19 protein-coding genes are annotated in these 17,069 nt (G+C 66.3%); 16 read left to right on the top strand and 3 right to left on the bottom strand.

The annotated features are described in order from the left end of the window. Nucleotides 1-21: 21 nt before the first annotated feature. Nucleotides 22-828, bottom strand: a complete 807-nt coding sequence (locus AC6LJ2_RS08675) for an NUDIX hydrolase (protein ID WP_263912837.1) — start codon at nucleotides 826-828, stop codon at nucleotides 22-24. Between the two features lie 291 nt (nucleotides 829-1,119). On the opposite strand from AC6LJ2_RS08675, the gene coxB reads away from it, so the two are divergent. The 5 genes from coxB (at nucleotide 1,120) to AC6LJ2_RS08650 (ending at nucleotide 5,290) form a co-directional block, all read left to right on the top strand. Further along, complete coding sequence (coxB, locus tag AC6LJ2_RS08670) at nucleotides 1,120-2,277, top strand: cytochrome c oxidase subunit II (protein WP_263912838.1); 1,158 nt, start codon at nucleotides 1,120-1,122, stop codon at nucleotides 2,275-2,277. A 101-nt stretch (nucleotides 2,278-2,378) separates the two neighbouring features. Next, nucleotides 2,379-3,986, top strand: a complete 1,608-nt coding sequence (gene ctaD, locus AC6LJ2_RS08665; RefSeq protein ID WP_199168025.1) for a cytochrome c oxidase subunit I — start codon at nucleotides 2,379-2,381, stop codon at nucleotides 3,984-3,986. A gap of 34 nt (nucleotides 3,987-4,020) precedes the next feature. Continuing rightward, nucleotides 4,021-4,149 carry a cytochrome oxidase small assembly protein gene (locus tag AC6LJ2_RS08660; protein ID WP_025139907.1) on the top strand — a complete coding sequence of 43 codons (129 nt, stop codon included), beginning with the start codon at nucleotides 4,021-4,023 and terminating at the stop codon, nucleotides 4,147-4,149. Between the two features lie 2 nt (nucleotides 4,150-4,151). Then, the gene (locus AC6LJ2_RS08655; protein WP_006392371.1) at nucleotides 4,152-4,376 is read left to right on the top strand and encodes a DUF2970 domain-containing protein; all 225 of its coding nucleotides are present in this window, start codon (nucleotides 4,152-4,154) and stop codon (nucleotides 4,374-4,376) included. Between the two features lie 38 nt (nucleotides 4,377-4,414). After that, complete coding sequence (locus tag AC6LJ2_RS08650; RefSeq protein ID WP_199168027.1) at nucleotides 4,415-5,290, top strand: cytochrome c oxidase subunit 3; 876 nt, start codon at nucleotides 4,415-4,417, stop codon at nucleotides 5,288-5,290. Between the two features lie 179 nt (nucleotides 5,291-5,469). Here AC6LJ2_RS08650 and AC6LJ2_RS08645 read toward each other — a convergent pair whose 3' ends face one another. Continuing rightward, nucleotides 5,470-5,670, bottom strand: a complete 201-nt coding sequence (locus tag AC6LJ2_RS08645) for a twin transmembrane helix small protein (protein ID WP_025139905.1) — start codon at nucleotides 5,668-5,670, stop codon at nucleotides 5,470-5,472. A 36-nt stretch (nucleotides 5,671-5,706) separates the two neighbouring features. On the opposite strand from AC6LJ2_RS08645, the gene AC6LJ2_RS08640 reads away from it, so the two are divergent. From AC6LJ2_RS08640 to AC6LJ2_RS08620, 5 genes are all read left to right on the top strand, one after another. After that, the gene (locus tag AC6LJ2_RS08640; RefSeq protein ID WP_263912839.1) at nucleotides 5,707-6,504 is read left to right on the top strand and encodes an SURF1 family protein; all 798 of its coding nucleotides are present in this window, start codon (nucleotides 5,707-5,709) and stop codon (nucleotides 6,502-6,504) included. 87 nt (nucleotides 6,505-6,591) lie between these two features. Continuing rightward, a complete protein-coding gene (locus AC6LJ2_RS08635) occupies nucleotides 6,592-7,167 on the top strand; it encodes an SCO family protein (protein WP_263912912.1) in 576 nt (191 codons plus the stop codon). Nucleotides 7,168-7,188: 21 nt separating this feature from the next. Next, complete coding sequence (locus AC6LJ2_RS08630; RefSeq protein WP_263912840.1) at nucleotides 7,189-8,223, top strand: COX15/CtaA family protein; 1,035 nt, start codon at nucleotides 7,189-7,191, stop codon at nucleotides 8,221-8,223. A 13-nt stretch (nucleotides 8,224-8,236) separates the two neighbouring features. After that, nucleotides 8,237-9,130, top strand: a complete 894-nt coding sequence (gene cyoE / locus AC6LJ2_RS08625; protein WP_263912913.1) for a heme o synthase — start codon at nucleotides 8,237-8,239, stop codon at nucleotides 9,128-9,130. Nucleotides 9,131-9,147: 17 nt separating this feature from the next. Continuing rightward, nucleotides 9,148-9,753 carry an SCO family protein gene (locus AC6LJ2_RS08620; protein ID WP_263912841.1) on the top strand — a complete coding sequence of 202 codons (606 nt, stop codon included), beginning with the start codon at nucleotides 9,148-9,150 and terminating at the stop codon, nucleotides 9,751-9,753. Nucleotides 9,754-9,815: 62 nt separating this feature from the next. On the opposite strand, the gene AC6LJ2_RS08615 is transcribed toward AC6LJ2_RS08620, so the two are convergent. Continuing rightward, nucleotides 9,816-10,040, bottom strand: a complete 225-nt coding sequence (locus tag AC6LJ2_RS08615; RefSeq protein ID WP_025139899.1) for a DUF3717 domain-containing protein — start codon at nucleotides 10,038-10,040, stop codon at nucleotides 9,816-9,818. Nucleotides 10,041-10,168: 128 nt separating this feature from the next. Between AC6LJ2_RS08615 and AC6LJ2_RS08610 the strand changes: the two genes are divergently transcribed. From AC6LJ2_RS08610 to AC6LJ2_RS08585, 6 genes are all read left to right on the top strand, one after another. Then, the gene (locus AC6LJ2_RS08610; RefSeq protein ID WP_263912842.1) at nucleotides 10,169-10,816 is read left to right on the top strand and encodes an outer membrane lipoprotein; all 648 of its coding nucleotides are present in this window, start codon (nucleotides 10,169-10,171) and stop codon (nucleotides 10,814-10,816) included. Between the two features lie 45 nt (nucleotides 10,817-10,861). Beyond that, nucleotides 10,862-11,665: a PhaM family polyhydroxyalkanoate granule multifunctional regulatory protein gene (locus tag AC6LJ2_RS08605; protein ID WP_445657970.1), complete on the top strand. Its 804-nt coding sequence runs from the start codon at nucleotides 10,862-10,864 to the stop codon at nucleotides 11,663-11,665. A gap of 64 nt (nucleotides 11,666-11,729) precedes the next feature. Beyond that, a complete protein-coding gene (gene glmU, locus AC6LJ2_RS08600; RefSeq protein WP_263912844.1) occupies nucleotides 11,730-13,103 on the top strand; it encodes a bifunctional UDP-N-acetylglucosamine diphosphorylase/glucosamine-1-phosphate N-acetyltransferase GlmU in 1,374 nt (457 codons plus the stop codon). Beyond that, nucleotides 13,100-14,491, top strand: a complete 1,392-nt coding sequence (locus AC6LJ2_RS08595; RefSeq protein WP_263912845.1) for an MFS transporter — start codon at nucleotides 13,100-13,102, stop codon at nucleotides 14,489-14,491. The genes glmU and AC6LJ2_RS08595 overlap by 4 nt, the downstream gene beginning before the upstream one ends. A 99-nt stretch (nucleotides 14,492-14,590) precedes the next feature. Beyond that, complete coding sequence (locus tag AC6LJ2_RS08590; RefSeq protein ID WP_263912846.1) at nucleotides 14,591-15,913, top strand: UDP-glucose dehydrogenase family protein; 1,323 nt, start codon at nucleotides 14,591-14,593, stop codon at nucleotides 15,911-15,913. After that, nucleotides 15,910-16,980 (top strand): glycosyltransferase family 4 protein, encoded by a 1,071-nt coding sequence (locus tag AC6LJ2_RS08585; protein ID WP_263912847.1) that lies wholly within the window; start codon nucleotides 15,910-15,912, stop codon nucleotides 16,978-16,980. Before AC6LJ2_RS08590 ends, AC6LJ2_RS08585 begins: the two co-directional genes overlap by 4 nt. Nucleotides 16,981-17,069 lie beyond the last annotated feature (89 nt).

The following is a 17,069-nucleotide window of genomic DNA, read 5'->3' as shown; positions in this document are numbered from 1 at the left end:
GGCCGCGGGCAGGCCGGCGCGTCAGATTTCGCCGGCGGCCTGGCGCTGCATGATGTCTTCGAGAATCACCAGCGCCGCTTCCAGCGTGAATTCGCCGTCGGCCACTCGGCGTACCGCCGTGGCCACGTCGACGGCGGCGATTTCCATGACTTCGCCGTCCCGGTTGGCGGGACGGGCGTCGGCTGCCAGCACACAGGTGCTGGTCAGCACGTCTTCCACCTGGTAGCCCTCGGGCAGGCGGCGGTGGATGCGCAAGATGGTGCGCAGCGGCGTGCGCGCCACCAGGTCGGGTGCATCCAGGCCGGCCTCTTCGCCGCATTCGCGCACCAGCGCGGCTTCCAGGTCTTCGCCGCTGCCCGCCAGTCCCCCCACCAGGGTGTCCCACATGCCGGGGTCGGTGGACTTGCTGAGCGAGCGGCGCGCGATCCAGACGCGGCCGTCGGGCGTCCAGGCATTCAGGTGCACGGCCTTGGTCAACAGGCCCAGCGGCCGTACCGCCGCGCGCTCGATGGCGCCGATGGCGGTGTCGCCGTCCAGGACGTCCAGCAATTCATCCCGCCAGCCACGCAGGCAGTTGGCTTGGCGCAACAGTTGCGCGGCCTGTTCGAGCACGGCGTCCAGCGCGGCACCGGGAGCCAGCGCGGCGCCGATGCGCAGTGCGTCGTCGTCGGCCTCGATGTGATCCGCGCCGTGCAGGGCATCGCACGCCGCATGCGTGGCCCAGCCGCAGCGGCGCCCCGCTATATATAAAGCGTGTGCGCCCACGGGGGCGGGCTCTTGGGCGCGCGCGCTCAGGTCGGCATACAAATCGGACAACTGCTTGGGCATCGTGGGGCCGTCGTGATGAGACTGTGCGGGATTTTATGCCACCCTGTTTGCCTGGCGCGTCAATAGGGGTCGGCCAGATGGGGGCGGGTACCATGAATTCAAGAGCACAAACTTACATCTATTTGTGCGTCCGCTATAATCCGCCAGTTTCTTTGTGATTTCGAGTGGGAATGCGGGGGCCGCTCTATCTCCCTGCCTAGCCCTGCCATCTAATAATTGCGCGTAGTCCTGTTGCAGTGACATCCGTGCCACTAGGCGACAAGGGCCCTCGCGCCGTGTTTCGAGGTAAGCATGAAGAAGTGGAGAGGGATACTGGGGGCTTGTGCGATGCTGATTGGCAGCGTGGCCGGCGCTCAGGTGCAAGACATGCCCGGCGGCCCGAAGGTCAATCAGCTGAACCTGCACGAAGGCGTCACGCAGATCACGCGTGATGTCATGTGGCTGCACTGGATGCTGCTCACGATCTGTATCGTGATTTTCGTCGGCGTCTTCGGAGTGATGTTCTACTCCATCTGGGCGCATCGAAAGTCCCGCGGCCACAAGCCGGCGACCTTCCACGAACATCTTGGCGTGGAAGTGGCCTGGACGGTCATCCCCTTCATCATCGTCATCGCCATGGCGCTGCCGGCCACCAAGACGGTCGTCGCCATGAAAGACACTTCCAGCGCCGATCTCACCGTCAAGGTCACCGGCTACCAATGGAAGTGGGGCTACGAATATCTCGATGGCTCCGCCGCCGGCATCAAGTTCCTCGCCACGCTGTCGACGCCGCGCGCCCAGATCGAGAACCGCGAGGCCAAGGGCGAGTTCTACCTCATGGAAACGGACAACCACATGGTGGTGCCCGTGGACAAGAAGGTTCGCGTCGTCCTCACCGCGGCCGACGTCATCCACTCCTGGATGATCCCCGATTTCGGCGTCAAGCAGGATGCCATCCCCGGTTTCCTGCGCGATGCCTGGTTCCGTGCTGAAAAGCCCGGCATCTACCGTGGCCAGTGCGCAGAACTCTGCGGCAAGGACCACGCCTTCATGCCCATCGTCGTGGAAGTCCTGGCGCAGGCCGACTACGACAAGTGGGTCGAAGACCAAAAGAAGAAGATGGCGGCAAACGCCGACGATCCCAATAAAGAGTGGACGGAAGCCGAACTGGTTGCCCGTGGCGAGAAGGTCTTCGCCGCCAATTGCGTGGCCTGTCACCAGGCCAACGGCAAGGGCATCCCGGGCAGCTTCCCCGCGCTCGACGGAGACAAGGTTGTGCTGGGCCCGAAGGCGGCCCAGATCAACACCGTGCTGAAGGGCAAACCCGGCACCGCCATGGCGGCGTTCGGTCCGCAGCTCAATGATGTCGAAATCGCCGCGGTCATCAGCTATACGCGCCATGCCTGGAGCAACGCCGGCAAGGGGCAGGACCCGACAGTGATGCCGAAGGATGTCACGGCCGCGCGTTGAGCGCACCGCGTTTTCCCATCGTCAGAGCTGGTTCCGTTTAGTTAGAGATACCCTGCCGGTTCCGTGGAACGGGGCCGGCACTCAGCAGGAAGGAGTCCATCATGAGCAGCGTCACTGTAGACCACGTGTCGCCGGGCCACGGCCACGGTCACGATGACCACCACCACGCCATGCCGACCGGCTGGCGCCGCTGGCTTTTCGCCACCAACCACAAAGACATCGGGACGATGTATCTCATCTTCTCGTTCGTCATGCTGCTCGAGGGCGGGACGCTGGCGCTGCTGCTGCGCACCGAGCTCTTCGAGCCGGGCCTGCAGTTCTTCCGCCCAGAGCTGTTCAACCAGTTCACCACGATGCACGGCCTGATCATGGTGTTCGGCGCCATCATGCCGGCGTTCGTGGGCTTTGCGAACTGGATGATCCCGATGCAGATCGGCGCATCGGACATGGCGTTCGCGCGCATGAACAACTTCAGCTTCTGGCTGCTGCCGGTTGCTGCCATCATGCTGACCGCCTCGTTCTTCGTGCCGGGCGGCGCCACCGCCGCCGGCTGGACGCTGTACGCGCCGCTGTCGCTGCAGATGGGCCCGGGCATGGACCTGGCCATCTTCGCCATGCACATCATGGGCGCCTCGTCCATCATGGGCGCGATCAACATCATCGTGACCGTGCTGAACATGCGCGCGCCCGGCCTGACGCTGATGAAGATGCCGCTGTTCTGCTGGACCTGGCTGATCACTGCGTTCCTGCTGCTGGCCGTGATGCCGGTGCTGGCCGCCGCCATCACCATGGTGCTGACCGACCGTCACTTCGGCACGGGCTTCTTCAACGCCGCGGCCGGCGGCGACCCGGTGCTGTACCAGCACGTGTTCTGGTTCTTCGGGCACCCCGAGGTCTACATCATGATCTTGCCGGCGTTTGGCATCGTGTCGGCCATCGTGCCCGCCTTCGCCCGCAAGAAGCTGTTTGGCTACGCCTCCATGGTGTACGCCACCGCGTCGATCGCCGTGCTGTCGTTCATCGTGTGGGCGCACCACATGTTCACGACGGGCATGCCGGTGACCGGGCAGCTGTACTTCATGTACGCGACCATGCTCATCTCCATCCCGACCGGGGTGAAGGTGTTCAACTGGGTTGCCACCATGTGGCGCGGGTCCATGACGTTCGAAACCCCGATGCTGTTCTCGATCGGCTTCATCTTCGTGTTCACCATGGGCGGCTTCACCGGGCTGATCCTGTCCGTGGCGCCCATCGACATCCAGGTGCACGACACGTATTACGTGGTGGCGCACTTCCACTACGTGCTGGTGGCCGGTTCGCTGTTCGCGCTGTTCGCCGGCACCTATTACTGGCTGCCCAAGTGGACCGGCCGCATGTACAGCGAAAAGCTGGGCAAGCTGCATTTCTGGTCGACGCTGATTTCCTTCAACGTGACCTTCTTCCCGATGCACTTCCTGGGCCTGGCCGGCATGCCGCGCCGCTACGCCGACTACGCCGCGCAGTTCACGACGTTCCACCAGATCGCCACCATCGGCGCCTTCTGGTTCGGGCTGTCGCAGCTGATCTTCCTGTGGGCAGTGCTGCGCTGCTACATGGGCAAGGGCGAAGTCGCCGCGGCCAAGCCGTGGGAAGGCGCCGAAGGGCTGGAATGGACCGTGCCGTCGCCGGCGCCGTTCCATACCTTCGAGACGCCGCCCGAAGTCAAGTAAGTCCGATCCCTACAACGCAACAGGCAGCATAGCAATGACACCCGAGCAGCGCCGTCGCAACAAGATCGCAGGACTGATTCTGCTGGTATTCGTCATTGCCGTGTTTGCCTGGACCGTATTTCGCGGATCGGCGCTGTTGACGGGCAAGGCTGTCGGCGGCTAGCCATGAGCGACGACCTGCGCGAATCCGCCCAGCGCAAGCTGAGCTTTCTTCAGACGATGAAGGCGGTGGCGTGGGGGTTTTTCGGTGTCCGCAAGGGCGCAGGCTATCGCGAGGACAGCGCCCGGCTCAATCCGGTCCATGTGATCGTGGCGGGGTTGTTGGCGGCGGCCATCTTCGTGACCGTGCTGGTGTTAATTGTGCGTTGGGCCGTATCCAGCCTGACTTGAATCACTTAATTCTATAAATCAGTACCAGGGAGAAAGCCATGAGTGCAAGCCACTCGGTTCAAGGAAAAGAGGCACCGTACTACTTCGTGCCCGCCGACTCGGGGCACCCCGTGCGCACGGCCGTGGCGCTGCTGCTCATGGGCCTGGGCGCCGCGGGCTGGATCAACGGCGTAAGCTGGGCCAAATGGTCGGTGCTGGCGGGATTCGTCGCGCTGATCGTCGTCTTGTACTACTGGTTCGGCGACGCCATCCAGGAATCCGAAGCCGGCATGAACAGCAAGCGCATCGACGGTTCCTACCGTTGGGGCATGAGCTGGTTCATTTTCTCGGAAGTGATGTTCTTCGCCGCGTTCTTCGGCGCCCTCTGGTACGTGCGCACCATCACCACGCCGTGGCTGGGTGACATGGACCACCGCCTGATGCTGTGGCCCGACTTCCAGGCCGTGTGGCCCAACTTCGGCCCCGCGGGCGTGGTCGAGCACTTCCAGACGGTCGGCCCCTTCTGGCTGCCCACGATCAACACCGCGTTGCTGCTCAGCTCGGGCGTGACGCTGACCATCGCCCACCACGCGCTGCGTGAAAACCATCGCGGCAAGACCATGTTCTGGCTGGCCGCCACGGTGATCCTGGGCTTCATCTTCGTGGCCTGCCAGGCCGCCGAATACCACCACGCCTATACCGAGCTGAACCTCAAGTTCAATTCGGGCGCCTATGGGTCGCTGTTCTACATGCTGACCGGCTTTCACGGGTTCCACGTGATCCTGGGCGCCACGATGCTGACGGTCATCCTGATCCGCCTGATGCGCGGCCATTTCACCGCCGACCATCACTTCGGCTTCGAAGGCGCGGCCTGGTACTGGCACTTCGTGGACGTGGTTTGGCTGGGCCTGTATCTGTTCGTCTACTGGTTCTAAGGGACGGGTCCGGCGCTGCCGGGCCCGGGCCGATCGGCTGAACGGGGCGAGGCTTGCGGGCCGCCGGGAAATACCGGCGCCGCGGGTCTCGCCCTTCGCACGACGGCAGTCCGTGTTCCAATACGGCTGGCCCGGGCGGCGTAACCGCCCGGCGCGCAGGGAACCCGCCGGGAGCCGGCCTATCTAAAACCGGTGCTTTCGATCCAGCCCATGTGGTGGGCGAACAGCACGAACAGGAACAGGGCCACCGACAGGCCGATGCGCACCGTCAGCGCATTGACCGTGCGGCTGGTCGTGCCTTTGTCCCGCATCAGGTAGACCAGGGCGGATGCCAGACTGGCCAGGATACCGATGAAGGCCAGAACGACGAAAACGCGCATGATGGTCTCCGGACAAATCAGAGTTATTGAAGACAAATGGCCCGACCGCATTCGACTCGCTACACCGTAGCCGCTTTACTTCTGCTTGGGATCGCCGTGGTGATCCTGACGTCGTTGGGCCAGTGGCAGTTGCGGCGCGCCGATGAGCGACGCGCCATTCTGGCGGCTATCGAAGCCGGCCGCAAGCAAGCGCCGCTGGCGCTGTCGCCGTCCACCCCGCCAGGCGACCTGAAACCCTGGCGCGTGGCGCAGGCCACGGGCACGTGGCTGCCGCAGTTCAGTGTACTGCTGGACAACCGCAACTACGAGGGCCGCCCGGGCTATTGGCTGGCCACGCCGTTGCTGCTCGATGGCCCCAGCCGCAGCGCGGTGCTGGTGCTGCGCGGCTGGCTGCCGCGCGTGATCCAGGGCCAGGGCGCCCCGACGCTGCCGGCCACGCCGCAGGGCGACCAGACCATCAAGGGCGAATTGTCCGAACGCGTGCCGCGCATGTTCGAAATCTGGTCGCTGGGCGGCAACGATGCCTCCGCCCTGCCCGCCACTTTGCCGGTGGCCGGCGGCACAGTGCCGCAGGTGCAGAACCTGCCGCTGGACGCCTACGCCAAGGCCACCGGGCTGACGCTCCTGCCCGTGGTGGTGAGCCAGTTCGGCACCGGTGAAAACGACGCGCTCGTGCACGACTGGCCCGAGCCATCGGTGGATTTCCAGAAGAACACTTTCTACGCAGTGCAGTGGTTTTCGTTTGCCTTGTTCGCCGCCATCGCCTGGCTGGTGGTGCTGGGGGGCGCCATCAAGCGCATGCGCCAACGCGCGGCCAAGGATCCGGCGGCCTGACCGCCTGGCTTTCACCACAACAGGACCCATAAAAACGTGGCTCGCGACCTGACTTCTTCCAAACCCGCCAAGCGTTCGCTGGTGCCGATGGTGCTGGTGTTCCTGTGCACGCTGGCGCCCATCGTGGCGGCGTTCGTCGTCTACATGAATCCGCAGTGGTGGCCCGAGGACGCCAGCAATTATGGCGAGCTGGTGACGCCGCAGCGACCCATGCCGGCGCCCGAGGCGCTCAAGCTGACCACGCTGGATGGCAAGCCTTTCGACCTGCAAAGCCTGAAGGGCAAGTGGCTGCTCGTCGCAGCCGACGGCGCGGCCTGCCCCGAAAGCTGCGCCCGCAAGCTCTACATCACCCGCAATACGCACGCCAGCCAGGGCAAGAACGTCGACCGGCTGGCGCGGGTATGGTTCATTACCGACGACGGGCCGGTGCCCGACAAGGTGTTGGAAGCCTACAAGGGCACGATCATGTTGCGCGCCGATCCGGACCAACTGGCGCGCTACCTGCTGGCGCGCGACACGGCCGCGGGCCAGCCCGGCCTGCAGGCGCCGATCTGGGTGGTCGACCCCCTGGGTAACCTGATGATGCAGTATCCCGCCGACGCCGACGGGGTGAAGGTGCGCAAGGACATCAGCAAGCTGGTCTATAACTCGCGCATCGGTTGATTGAGTTTTTAGTTGAATTCCATGGAACGCATCAAAGCGCGGTATCGCAAGCTCGTATTCTTCACCTGGTTCCTGACGCTGGACCTGATCATGTTCGGCGCCTTCGTGCGCCTGACGGATTCCGGGCTCGGTTGCCCGGACTGGCCCGGCTGCTATGGCAAGGTCACCCCGCTGGGCGCCATGGGCGACATCCACCAGGCGTCGCAGGCGATGCCGTTCGGCCCGGTCACACTGTCCAAGGCCTGGATCGAAATGATCCACCGCTACGTCGGCACCATTCTGGGCATGCTGATCATCGCCATCGTCTACATGGCCTGGCGCTACCGCCGCGAACTGGGCCGCTCGCCGGCCCTGGCCGTGACGACGCTGGTGGCCGTCTGCGTGCAGGGGGCATTCGGCGCCTGGACCGTGACGCACAAGCTCATGCCCGCCGTCGTGACCGCACACCTGGTGTTCGGCCTGTCGGTGCTGGCGCTGATGACCTGGCTGTCGGCGCGCGAGCGGCCGCACCTGGCCGTGGCGGCTGCGGCCGCGCGTTTCAAGCCGTGGGTGGTGGGCGGCTTTCTGCTGCTGCTGATCCAGGTGACCCTGGGCGGCTGGGTCAGCACCAACTACGCCGCGCTGGCCTGCATGGACTTTCCCATGTGCCACGGCAAATGGGTGCCGGACATGGATTTCCATGGCGGCTATTCCATCATCCGGGGCCTGGGCGAGTTGCCCTCCGGCGAAATGATCTCGCAGCCGGCGCTGACGGCCATCCATTGGGTGCACCGCAATTTCGCTTTCGTGGTGTTCGCCTACCTGGGCATCCTGGCCTGGCGCCTGCGGGCCGAGTCCGGGCTGCGCGGGCCGGCGACGCTGATGCTGGCGCTGCTGGGCGCCCAGTTGCTGACCGGCCTGACCACCATTTTCTTCCAGTGGCCGCTCTTGATCGCCGTGCTGCACAATGGCGGGGCGGCGGGGTTGACGCTGGCCGCGGTGGTGTTGATGGTGCGATTGGCCACGGCCGGCCAGCCGCCCGCCGGGGGCTACGGCCCCAATTCGGTGCGCGTTTAAAATAGGGTCCATGATGACCAGTCTTGCCGCTCCCCAAACCGGATTGTTCCGCCAATACTTCGTACTCACCAAGCCGCGCGTCACGCAGCTGGCGGTGTTTTGCGCGGTGATTGGCATGTTTCTCGCCGTCCCCGGCGTGCCGGACATGCGCCGGGTGCTGTTCGGCACCATCGGCATCTGGCTGCTGGCCGCGGCCGCGTTCGCCATCAATTGCCTGATCGAGCAGGAAGTCGACGCCCGCATGCTGCGCACGGCGCGGCGCGCGACGGCGCGCGGCACCATTTCTGCGTTCCAGGTGCTGAGCCTGTCGGGCCTGCTGGGCGGCGCCGGCATGTTCGTGCTGTACACCCTGGTCAATCCGCTGACCATGTGGCTGACATTCGCCACGTTCGTGGGCTATGCGGTGATCTACACCATCATCCTCAAGCCGCGCACGCCGCAGAACATCGTCATCGGTGGCCTGTCCGGCGCCATGCCGCCGGCCCTGGGCTGGGCGGCGGTGGCCGATTCCGTGCCGGCCGAAGCCTGGGTGCTGGTCCTGATCATCTTCATCTGGACGCCGCCGCACTTCTGGGCGCTGGCGCTGTACCGCAACCACGATTACGCCAAGGCCGGCCTGCCGATGCTGCCCGTCACGCACGGCCAGCAGTTCACCCGCCTGCATATCCTGCTCTACAGCATTGCGCTGCTTGCCACCACGCTGCTGCCCTACGCGATCCGCATGAGCGGCGTGCTGTACCTGGCGTCGGCGCTGGTGCTGGGCGGCATGTTCGTGTCCTACGCCTGGCGTCTGTATCGCGCCTACAGCGACGAGCTGGCGCGCAGCATGTTCCGTTTTTCCATTCTCTACCTGGCGCTGCTGTTCGGCGCCTTGCTGGTGGACCACTGGGTCGCCCTGCTGCGCTGACCCCCTGGAGGTTGTCGATGTCCGTATTTTCCGCCAGCCGGCGCCTGGCCTTGCGCCTGGCCACGGCCGCTGCTTTCACCGCCGCCCTGGCCGCCTGCGGCGACAATGCGCCCGCGTTCAAGGGCAGCGACATCAGCGGCACGCAGCTGGGCCGCGGGCTTGAACTGTCGGACTACAACGGCAAGACGCGCCAGTTGCAGGATTTTGCCGGCAAGGTGGTGGTGGTGTTCTTCGGCTTCACGCAGTGTCCGGACGTCTGCCCGACGTCGCTGGCCGAACTGACCGAAGTGATGAAGAAACTGGGGCCCGACGCTGAACGCGTCCAGGTGCTGCTGATCACCGTGGACCCCGAGCGCGACACCCCCGAGGTGCTCAAGCAATACGTAACGGCATTCGACCCCCGATTTCTGGGTTTGACCGGCACGCCTGACCAGGTCAAGAAGGCCGCGGCGGCGTTCAAGGCGTATTACGCCAAGGCGCCCACCAAGGACGGCAACTACACGATGGACCACACCGCGGCGTTCTACCTGCTGGATGGCAAGGGCGAATCGCGGGTGCTGGCCAACAACAACATCGGGGTGGACGCCCTGGTGCACGACATCAAGGCGCTGCTCAAAGGTTGACCGGCACGGTGGCCGCAAGGGGGCGGGCAGACGGCCCGCCTGGGGCGGCAGCCCCCGGCAGGCTAGTCGCTGCCGCCGGCGGCCACCCAGCCCGCCAGCGCGGCGCGGGCCTTGTCGCTGAGTTCGGCGGCGGGAATATCGCGGCGGTGCGAAATGATCATCAGGGCATAGGGGGCGGCCAGCGCGGCGGCCTCGGGGCACAGGCGCGATTCGTCGCCGACCGACGGCGAGACGTTGCGCCAGTAGTTGATGGCTGCTTCGATCTGGGGCAAGGTAATGGAATCCATGCGCCTATTGTCCACGAATGGCGGGGGCTGTCCAATGCCGGCGCCGCAATGAAGCGTCACCATCGCAACATGCCGAAACCGCGTCGGGGTGCTATACCACTGCCGGTTAGCAACGATGGAGCATCGTCATGAATCCGAACCCGACCGAATCTTCCCGCCGCGCCCTGCATCCCCTGGTCGCGGCCGCCGCCATCGCCGTCATCGTCATGTGCTCGGTGGGCGTTGCCGCCGTGATGGGCTGGCTGCCGACGCCGTCGGCCACGCCTCACCCCGAGGACCCTGCGGTGGCCCAAGCCGGCCCCGAGGGCGCGAATCTGGCCCCGGCCCAGCCCGGCGCGCCCGCGCAGGCGCCCCGCCAACCCGTCGCCCAGGCGCAGCCCCAGGCCCGCCCTGCGGCGCCCGCCGCACAGCCGCCGGCGCAGGCTTGCCACACCTGCGGCGTGGTCGAGACCATTCGCCAGGTGCAGGTGCCGGTCAAGGACAACAGCGATCATCTGGTCGGCACCATCGCCGGGGGCGCCGTGGGCGGGGTCGTGGGCAACCAGTTCGGGGGGGGCAACGGCAAGACCGCGCTGACCGTGCTGGGCGCGGTGGGCGGCGCTTTGGCAGGCCGTGAAGTTGAGCGTAATATCAGACAGCAACAAACGGTGACGCACTACGAGCTCACGGTACGCATGAACGACGGCAGCGCGCGCCAATTCCGCAGCGCCCAGCCGTTCGCCTTCGCGTCCGGCGACCACGTGCGAGTGGAGAATAATCAGCTGCTGCCGGGGTGATCTTCCCGGCCGGCAGCCCCTTTGCGATCTATGGGGAGACCAGGAATGAGCGACCAACACAGCAATCCGTTCGTCCTGCCCGGGATGGGCCAACATTCGGACCTGTCGGGCAACCCGCTGCTGGCCAGCATGGAAATGATGCGCCAGGCGTGGGCTGGGCTGACCGGCCCGGGCGGGTTGGCAAGCAGCCTGCCGATGGCGCCTCCCATGAACCTGGAAGACCTGGACCGCCGTATTGCCGAGCTGCGATCAGTGGAAAACTGGCTGCGCATGAACCTGTCGATGCTGTCCAGCACGATCCAGGGCATGGAGGTGCAGCGCTCCACCATCAGCACCTTGCGCGCGTTTGTGGATTCGGCAGCCAATATGGACCTGGGCACGCTGCGTGACAGTGGCGCGGCGTCGCCGCTGGAAGTGGTGCTGGGCCTGAAGCCGGCGCCGGCAGCGGCCAGGAGCGCACCGGCCAAGGCAAGCGAAGCGAAGGCTGCGGACGACAAGGTCGCCGATGCCAAGGCGGAGGGCACCGCGGCCGCGGAGCCCCAGCCTGGCATGAGCGAACAGATGGGCGCGGCGGCGCAATCGGCCTCCAAGGCGTGGTGGGATCTGCTGCAGCAGCAGTTCAACCAGATCGCCGCCGCCACGGCCGCATCGATGCCTGGCACTCCGGCTGCGACGGACGCAGACAAGGCGCCCAAGGGCAAGGCCGGTGGTTCGCAGGCTGCGGCCGCACCCACGGCCAAGGCGGCCGCCAGGCCCGCCGCGAAGTCACCTGCCAAGAAGGCCGCGCGCAAGCCGGCGGCGTCCAAGGGCGCGACCAAGAACACGGGGCCTGCCGACGGCAAGCCCTGAATTTTTCAATCCCGGTTCGGGGCGGCACCGTGCCGCCCCGATCGATTCCAACACATCAGAACTTATGCTTAATGTAGTGATTCTCGCCGCCGGGCTGGGCAAGCGCATGCAGTCCGACCTTCCCAAAGTGCTGCACACCCTGGCCGGAAAGCCGATGTTGGCCCATGTGCTGGACAGCGCCCGCCAACTGGAACCGGCCCGCGTGATCGTGGTGGTGGGCCATGGCGCCGACCGGGTCAAACAGGCCTTCGGCGGCCAGGACGATCTGCAGTTCGCGCTGCAGCAGCCGCAGCAGGGCACCGGCCATGCGGTGCAGCAGGCGGTGCCGCTGCTGCGGGAAGGCGACGGCAAGGACGACGTGACGCTGGTGCTGTACGGCGATGTGCCGCTGGTGCAGCCCGAAACCCTGCGCCGCCTGTTGGACGCGCGCGGCGAAGGCGCCGCGGTGCTTACCGAAGTGCTGGCCGATTCCACCGGCTATGGCCGCATCGTGCGCGATGCCGCCGGCAATGTCTGCCGCATCGTCGAGCACAAGGATGCGTCTGACGCCGAACGCGCCATCAAGGAAGTCAACACCGGCATCCTGGCCGCGCCGACCGCCAAGCTGAAAGACTGGCTTTCGCGCATCGACAACAACAACGCCCAGGGCGAGTACTACCTGACCGATGTGGTGGGGCTGGCCGTGGTGGACAGCGTGCCGGTGGGCGCGGCCCAGCCGGGCGCGTCCTGGGAGACGCTGGGCGTGAACAGCCGCGTGCAGCAGGCCGAACTGGAACGCCGCTGGCAGGCCGAGCAGGCCCGCCGCCAGCTGGAAGCCGGCGTGACGTTGGCGGATCCCGCCCGTTTCGACGTGCGCGGCTCGCTGACCTGCGGCCGCGACGTGTTCATTGACGTGGGCTGCGTGTTCGAAGGCAAGGTCACGCTGGCCGATGGCGTGCGCGTGGGCCCGCACTGCGTGCTGCGCGACGTGAGCGTGGGCGCAGGGACGCAGATCGAGGCCTACAGCCATCTGCAAGAGGCCCAGGTGGGCGGCGATGCTCGCGTGGGCCCCTATGCCCGCCTGCGTCCTGGCGCCGAGCTGGGTGATCGCAGCCACGTCGGCAACTTCGTCGAGATCAAGAAGAGCGTGCTGGGCGCGGACAGCAAGGCCAATCACCTGGCCTACATCGGCGACGCCACCATCGGCGCGCGCGTCAACGTGGGCGCGGGCACCATCACCTGCAACTACGACGGCGTGAACAAGCACCGCACCGTCATCGAAGACGACGCCTTCATCGGCTCGGATACGCAACTGGTGGCCCCGGTGCGCGTGGGTCGCGGTGCGACCCTGGGCGCCGGCACCACCCTGACCCGTGACGCGCCGGCCGACAAGCTGACCGTATCGCGCGCCAAGCAGGTCACCATCGACGGTTGGCAACGGCCGGTCAAGAAGTCGTGACGCCGCAGGCGTCCGAGGCATCGGGCGGCGGCGCCAAGCCCGCCGCGCCCGACGGCCTGCCGGTGCCCCGCCGTTACTGGGCGGCGGCCACCGTCATGACCGGCATCAGCCTGTCGGTCCTGGACACCACCATCGCCAATGTGGCCCTGCCCACCATCGCGGCCGACCTGAACGCGTCGCCCGCGCAGGCGGTATGGGTGGTCAACGCCTACAACCTGGCGGTGGTGATGATGCTGCTGCCCTTGTCGGCGCTGGCCGAGCGCATTGGCTTTCGTCGCATGTTCACGTTCGGGCTGGTGCTGTTCACGCTGGCGTCCCTGGGCTGCGCCCTGGCCGGCTCGCTGCTGCAGCTGACGCTGGCGCGGGTATTCCAGGGCGTGGGGGCGGCCACGCTGATGTGCCTGTTCGGCGGCCTGGTGCGCAATATCTATCCCCTGAAAATGCTGGGCCGCGGCATCAGCATCAACGCCACCACGGTGGCGGTGATGTCGGTGCTGGGGCCCACCATCGGCTCGGCCATCCTGTCGGTGGCGCCGTGGCCGTGGATTTTCGCGGTCAACCTGCCGATCTGCGTGCTGGCGATGTTCGGCCTGCGCCATTTGCCCGAAGTGCCGCGCAACGACGTGCGGCTGGACTGGGTGAGCGCCCTGCTCTGCATGGCGACGCTGGGCGTGTTCATTTCGGGCATCGACATGATGGGCCAGGACTTGCTGCGGGGCATCGGCCTGGTGGCGATTTCGGTCGTGGCCGGCCTGGTGCTGGTGCGCCGGGCCAGCCGCCAGCCCGCGCCGCTGGTGCCGGTGGACCTGCTGCGAATCCGTCAATTGGCCTTTGCCGTGGGGGCGTCGGCCTGCACGTTCGCCGCGCAGATGGCGTCCTATGTATCGCTGCCGTTCTATTTCCAGCAGGTGCTGGGCAGGCCTTATCTGGAGGTGGGCATGCTGATGGGCGCCTGGCCGGTGGGCACGGCCCTGATCGCGCCGGTGGCCGGACGTCTGTCCGACCGCTATTCCGCCGCCACGTTGAGCGGCGTGGGGGCAACCGGCATGGTGATCGGCATGCTGTGGCTGGCGGCCCTGCCGGCGTCCGTGGGCAACGTGCCTATCATCGCCGGCATGTTCGTGGCGGGCGTGGGTTTCGGCTTTTTCCAGACCCCGAACAACCGCGCCATGCTGTCGGCGGCACCGCGTGCGCGCAGTGGCGCGGCGGGCGGCCTGCAGGCCACCACCCGGGTGTTCGGCCAGAGCTTCGGCACCGCGCTGGTGGCGATCGCCTTCAGCGTCAGCGCCGCGCACGGTCCCGGACTGGCCCTGGTGCTGGGCACGATCTGCGCCGCCCTGGCGGTGGTCGTGAACACGGTCCGCTTCAACAAGCTGCGGGTCACCTAGGGGGGCAAGACCCAACGGCGCGGCGGCTTCTATAATGGCCGCCGGCGCCGGGTCTGCAATACCCGGCGCAACGATTACCTATTTTTAAGGCGTTCAGGCATGAAGATCACGGTCGTGGGTACCGGTTACGTGGGGTTGGTGTCGGGAGCGTGCCTGGCCGACATGGGCAACGATGTCATGTGCCTGGACGTGGATGCGGCCAAGATCGCCCTGCTGCGCCAAGGCGGTATCCCCATCTATGAACCCGGCCTGGAAGACCTGGTCCGGCGCAACGTGCAGGCCGGTCGCCTGCATTTCACCGACGACGTGGCCCAGAGCGTGGCCTTTGGCGACGTGCAGTTCATCGCCGTGGGCACCCCGCCCGGGGAAGACGGCTCGGCCGACCTGCAATACGTGCTGGCCGCCGCCCGCAACATCGCGCGTCACATGACCAGCCGCAAGCTGGTGGTGGACAAGTCCACCGTGCCGGTCGGCACCGCCGACAAGGTGCGCGCGGTGATCGAACAGGAACTGGCCGCGCGTGGCGTGCAGGTGCCGTTCAGCGTGGCGTCCAATCCCGAATTCCTGAAGGAAGGCGCGGCGATCAACGACTTCATGAGCCCGGACCGGGTCATCGTCGGCGCCGACGACGACTATACCGTCGGCGTCATGCGCCGCATCTACGAGCCGTTCCAGCGTACGCACGACCGCCTCATGGTGATGGACGTGCGTTCGGCCGAACTGACCAAGTACGCCGCCAACGCGATGCTGGCCACCCGCATTTCGTTCATGAACGAAATGGCCAACCTGGCCGAAGCGCTGGGCGCTGACGTCGAGCAGGTGCGCCGCGGCATTGGCGCGGACCCCCGCATCGGCTACCACTTCCTGTACCCCGGCGCGGGCTACGGCGGTTCATGCTTTCCCAAGGATGTGCAGGCGCTGGTCAACACCGCCGCCGAGAATGGCCTGCCGATGCGTGTCATCGAGGCCGCCGAGGCCGCCAACCACGCGCAGAAGTTCCGCCTGTCCGAAAAGCTGGTGCAGCACTACGGCGAAGACCTGACTGGCCGCAAGTTCGCCCTGTGGGGCCTGTCGTTCAAGCCCAATACCGATGACATGCGCGAGGCGCCCAGCCTGACCGTCATCGCCGAGCTGACGCGTCGCGGCGCCACGGTGCGCGCGTACGACCCGGTCGCCATGCACGAGGCTGCCCGCGTGCTGGCGGGCCAGCCTGGCGTGAGCTTCGCCACCGACATGTACGACGCGCTGGACGGCGCCGACGCCCTGCTGATCGCCACCGAATGGAAGGTGTTCCGCGCGCCCGACTTCGACCGCGTCAAGGCGCTGCTCAAGACGCCGCTGATCCTGGACGGCCGCAACCTCTACACGCCGGCCGACGTGCGCGCGCTGGGCTTCGAGTATTCGGGCATCGGCCGCGCATGAAGATCCTGCAGCTCAACTTCGAGAAAGGTTGGCGCGGCGGCGAACGCCAGACGCTGTATTGCATGCGTGCGTTCCGCAATGCCGGCCATCAGGTCGAAGTGCTGTGCCGCGAAGGCGGCCCGCTGGCCGAGCGCGTGCGCCAGGAAGGCTTCGTGGCGCATACCTGCCGCAATGTGCCGGCGCAGTTGCGCTTTCTGGCATCGCAGGGCAGCGGCTACGACATCATTCACGCCCAGACCGCCAACACCATCACCTGGGCGGTGCTGACCAAGTGGCTGCACCGCCGTCCGGTGGTGTTTTCGCGCCGCACCTCGTTCGTGGTCAAGCCAGGCGAGGAATGGAAGACCGGCTTCAAGTGGCGCCACACCGATCTGTTCGTGGCCATCAGCGACATGGCTGCCAGCGAGCCGCGCCGGCTGGGGCTGGACCCGATCATCATCCGCAGCGCCGTCGAGCCCCATGTGATCAACCAGGACAACGTCGCCGCGCTGGTGCGCGAATTCGGCCTGGAAGGCAAGAAGGTCATGGCCACGTCGGCCGCGCTGATCCGCGACAAGGACCCGGTGACGCTGGTGCGCGCCGTGGGCGAACTGGCCAAGACGCGCCGCGACTTCGTCTTCCTGCATTTCGGCGCCGGCGGCGATCGTGAACAGCAGGCTCGCGACGAGGCGCAACTGCTGGGGATCGAAGACGTCTACCGCTTCGCGGGCTTTCGCAAGGGCGTCGAAGACTTCTACAGCATCCTGGATGTGTTCGTCATGAGTTCCGAGGAAGAAGCCCTGGGCAGCAGCGTGCTGGACGCCTTCCTGCAGCGTGTGCCGGTGGTGTCCACCGATGCCGGCGGCCTGAAGGAAAGCCTGGCCGACGGCCGCGGGGTGCTGTGCGCGGTGGCGGATTTCCACGCCATGGCCCAAGGCATGGCGCGCTGCCTGGATGACGCGGCTTTCCGCCAGGAAATCACCGACCGCGCGTACGACTACGTGCGCAACGAGCACGACGTGCAGAAGATGGGCAATCGGTATCTGGCGCAGTTCGAGCGGCTGCTGGGTTCGCGGGCAGGCCGTTAGGCGTGCGACGTCAAGAGGTGGAATGCCTTTGACGTGCAAGGGCCATCTGCGCGTATTGCAGATCCCGAGGTGTGGCGGTCCGTCGAAAG

It is taken from the genome of Achromobacter sp. 1014246743, assembly GCF_059760725.1.
Note: the sequence above shows the minus strand (reverse complement) of the source record. Positions and strands in the feature narration are given on the sequence as shown.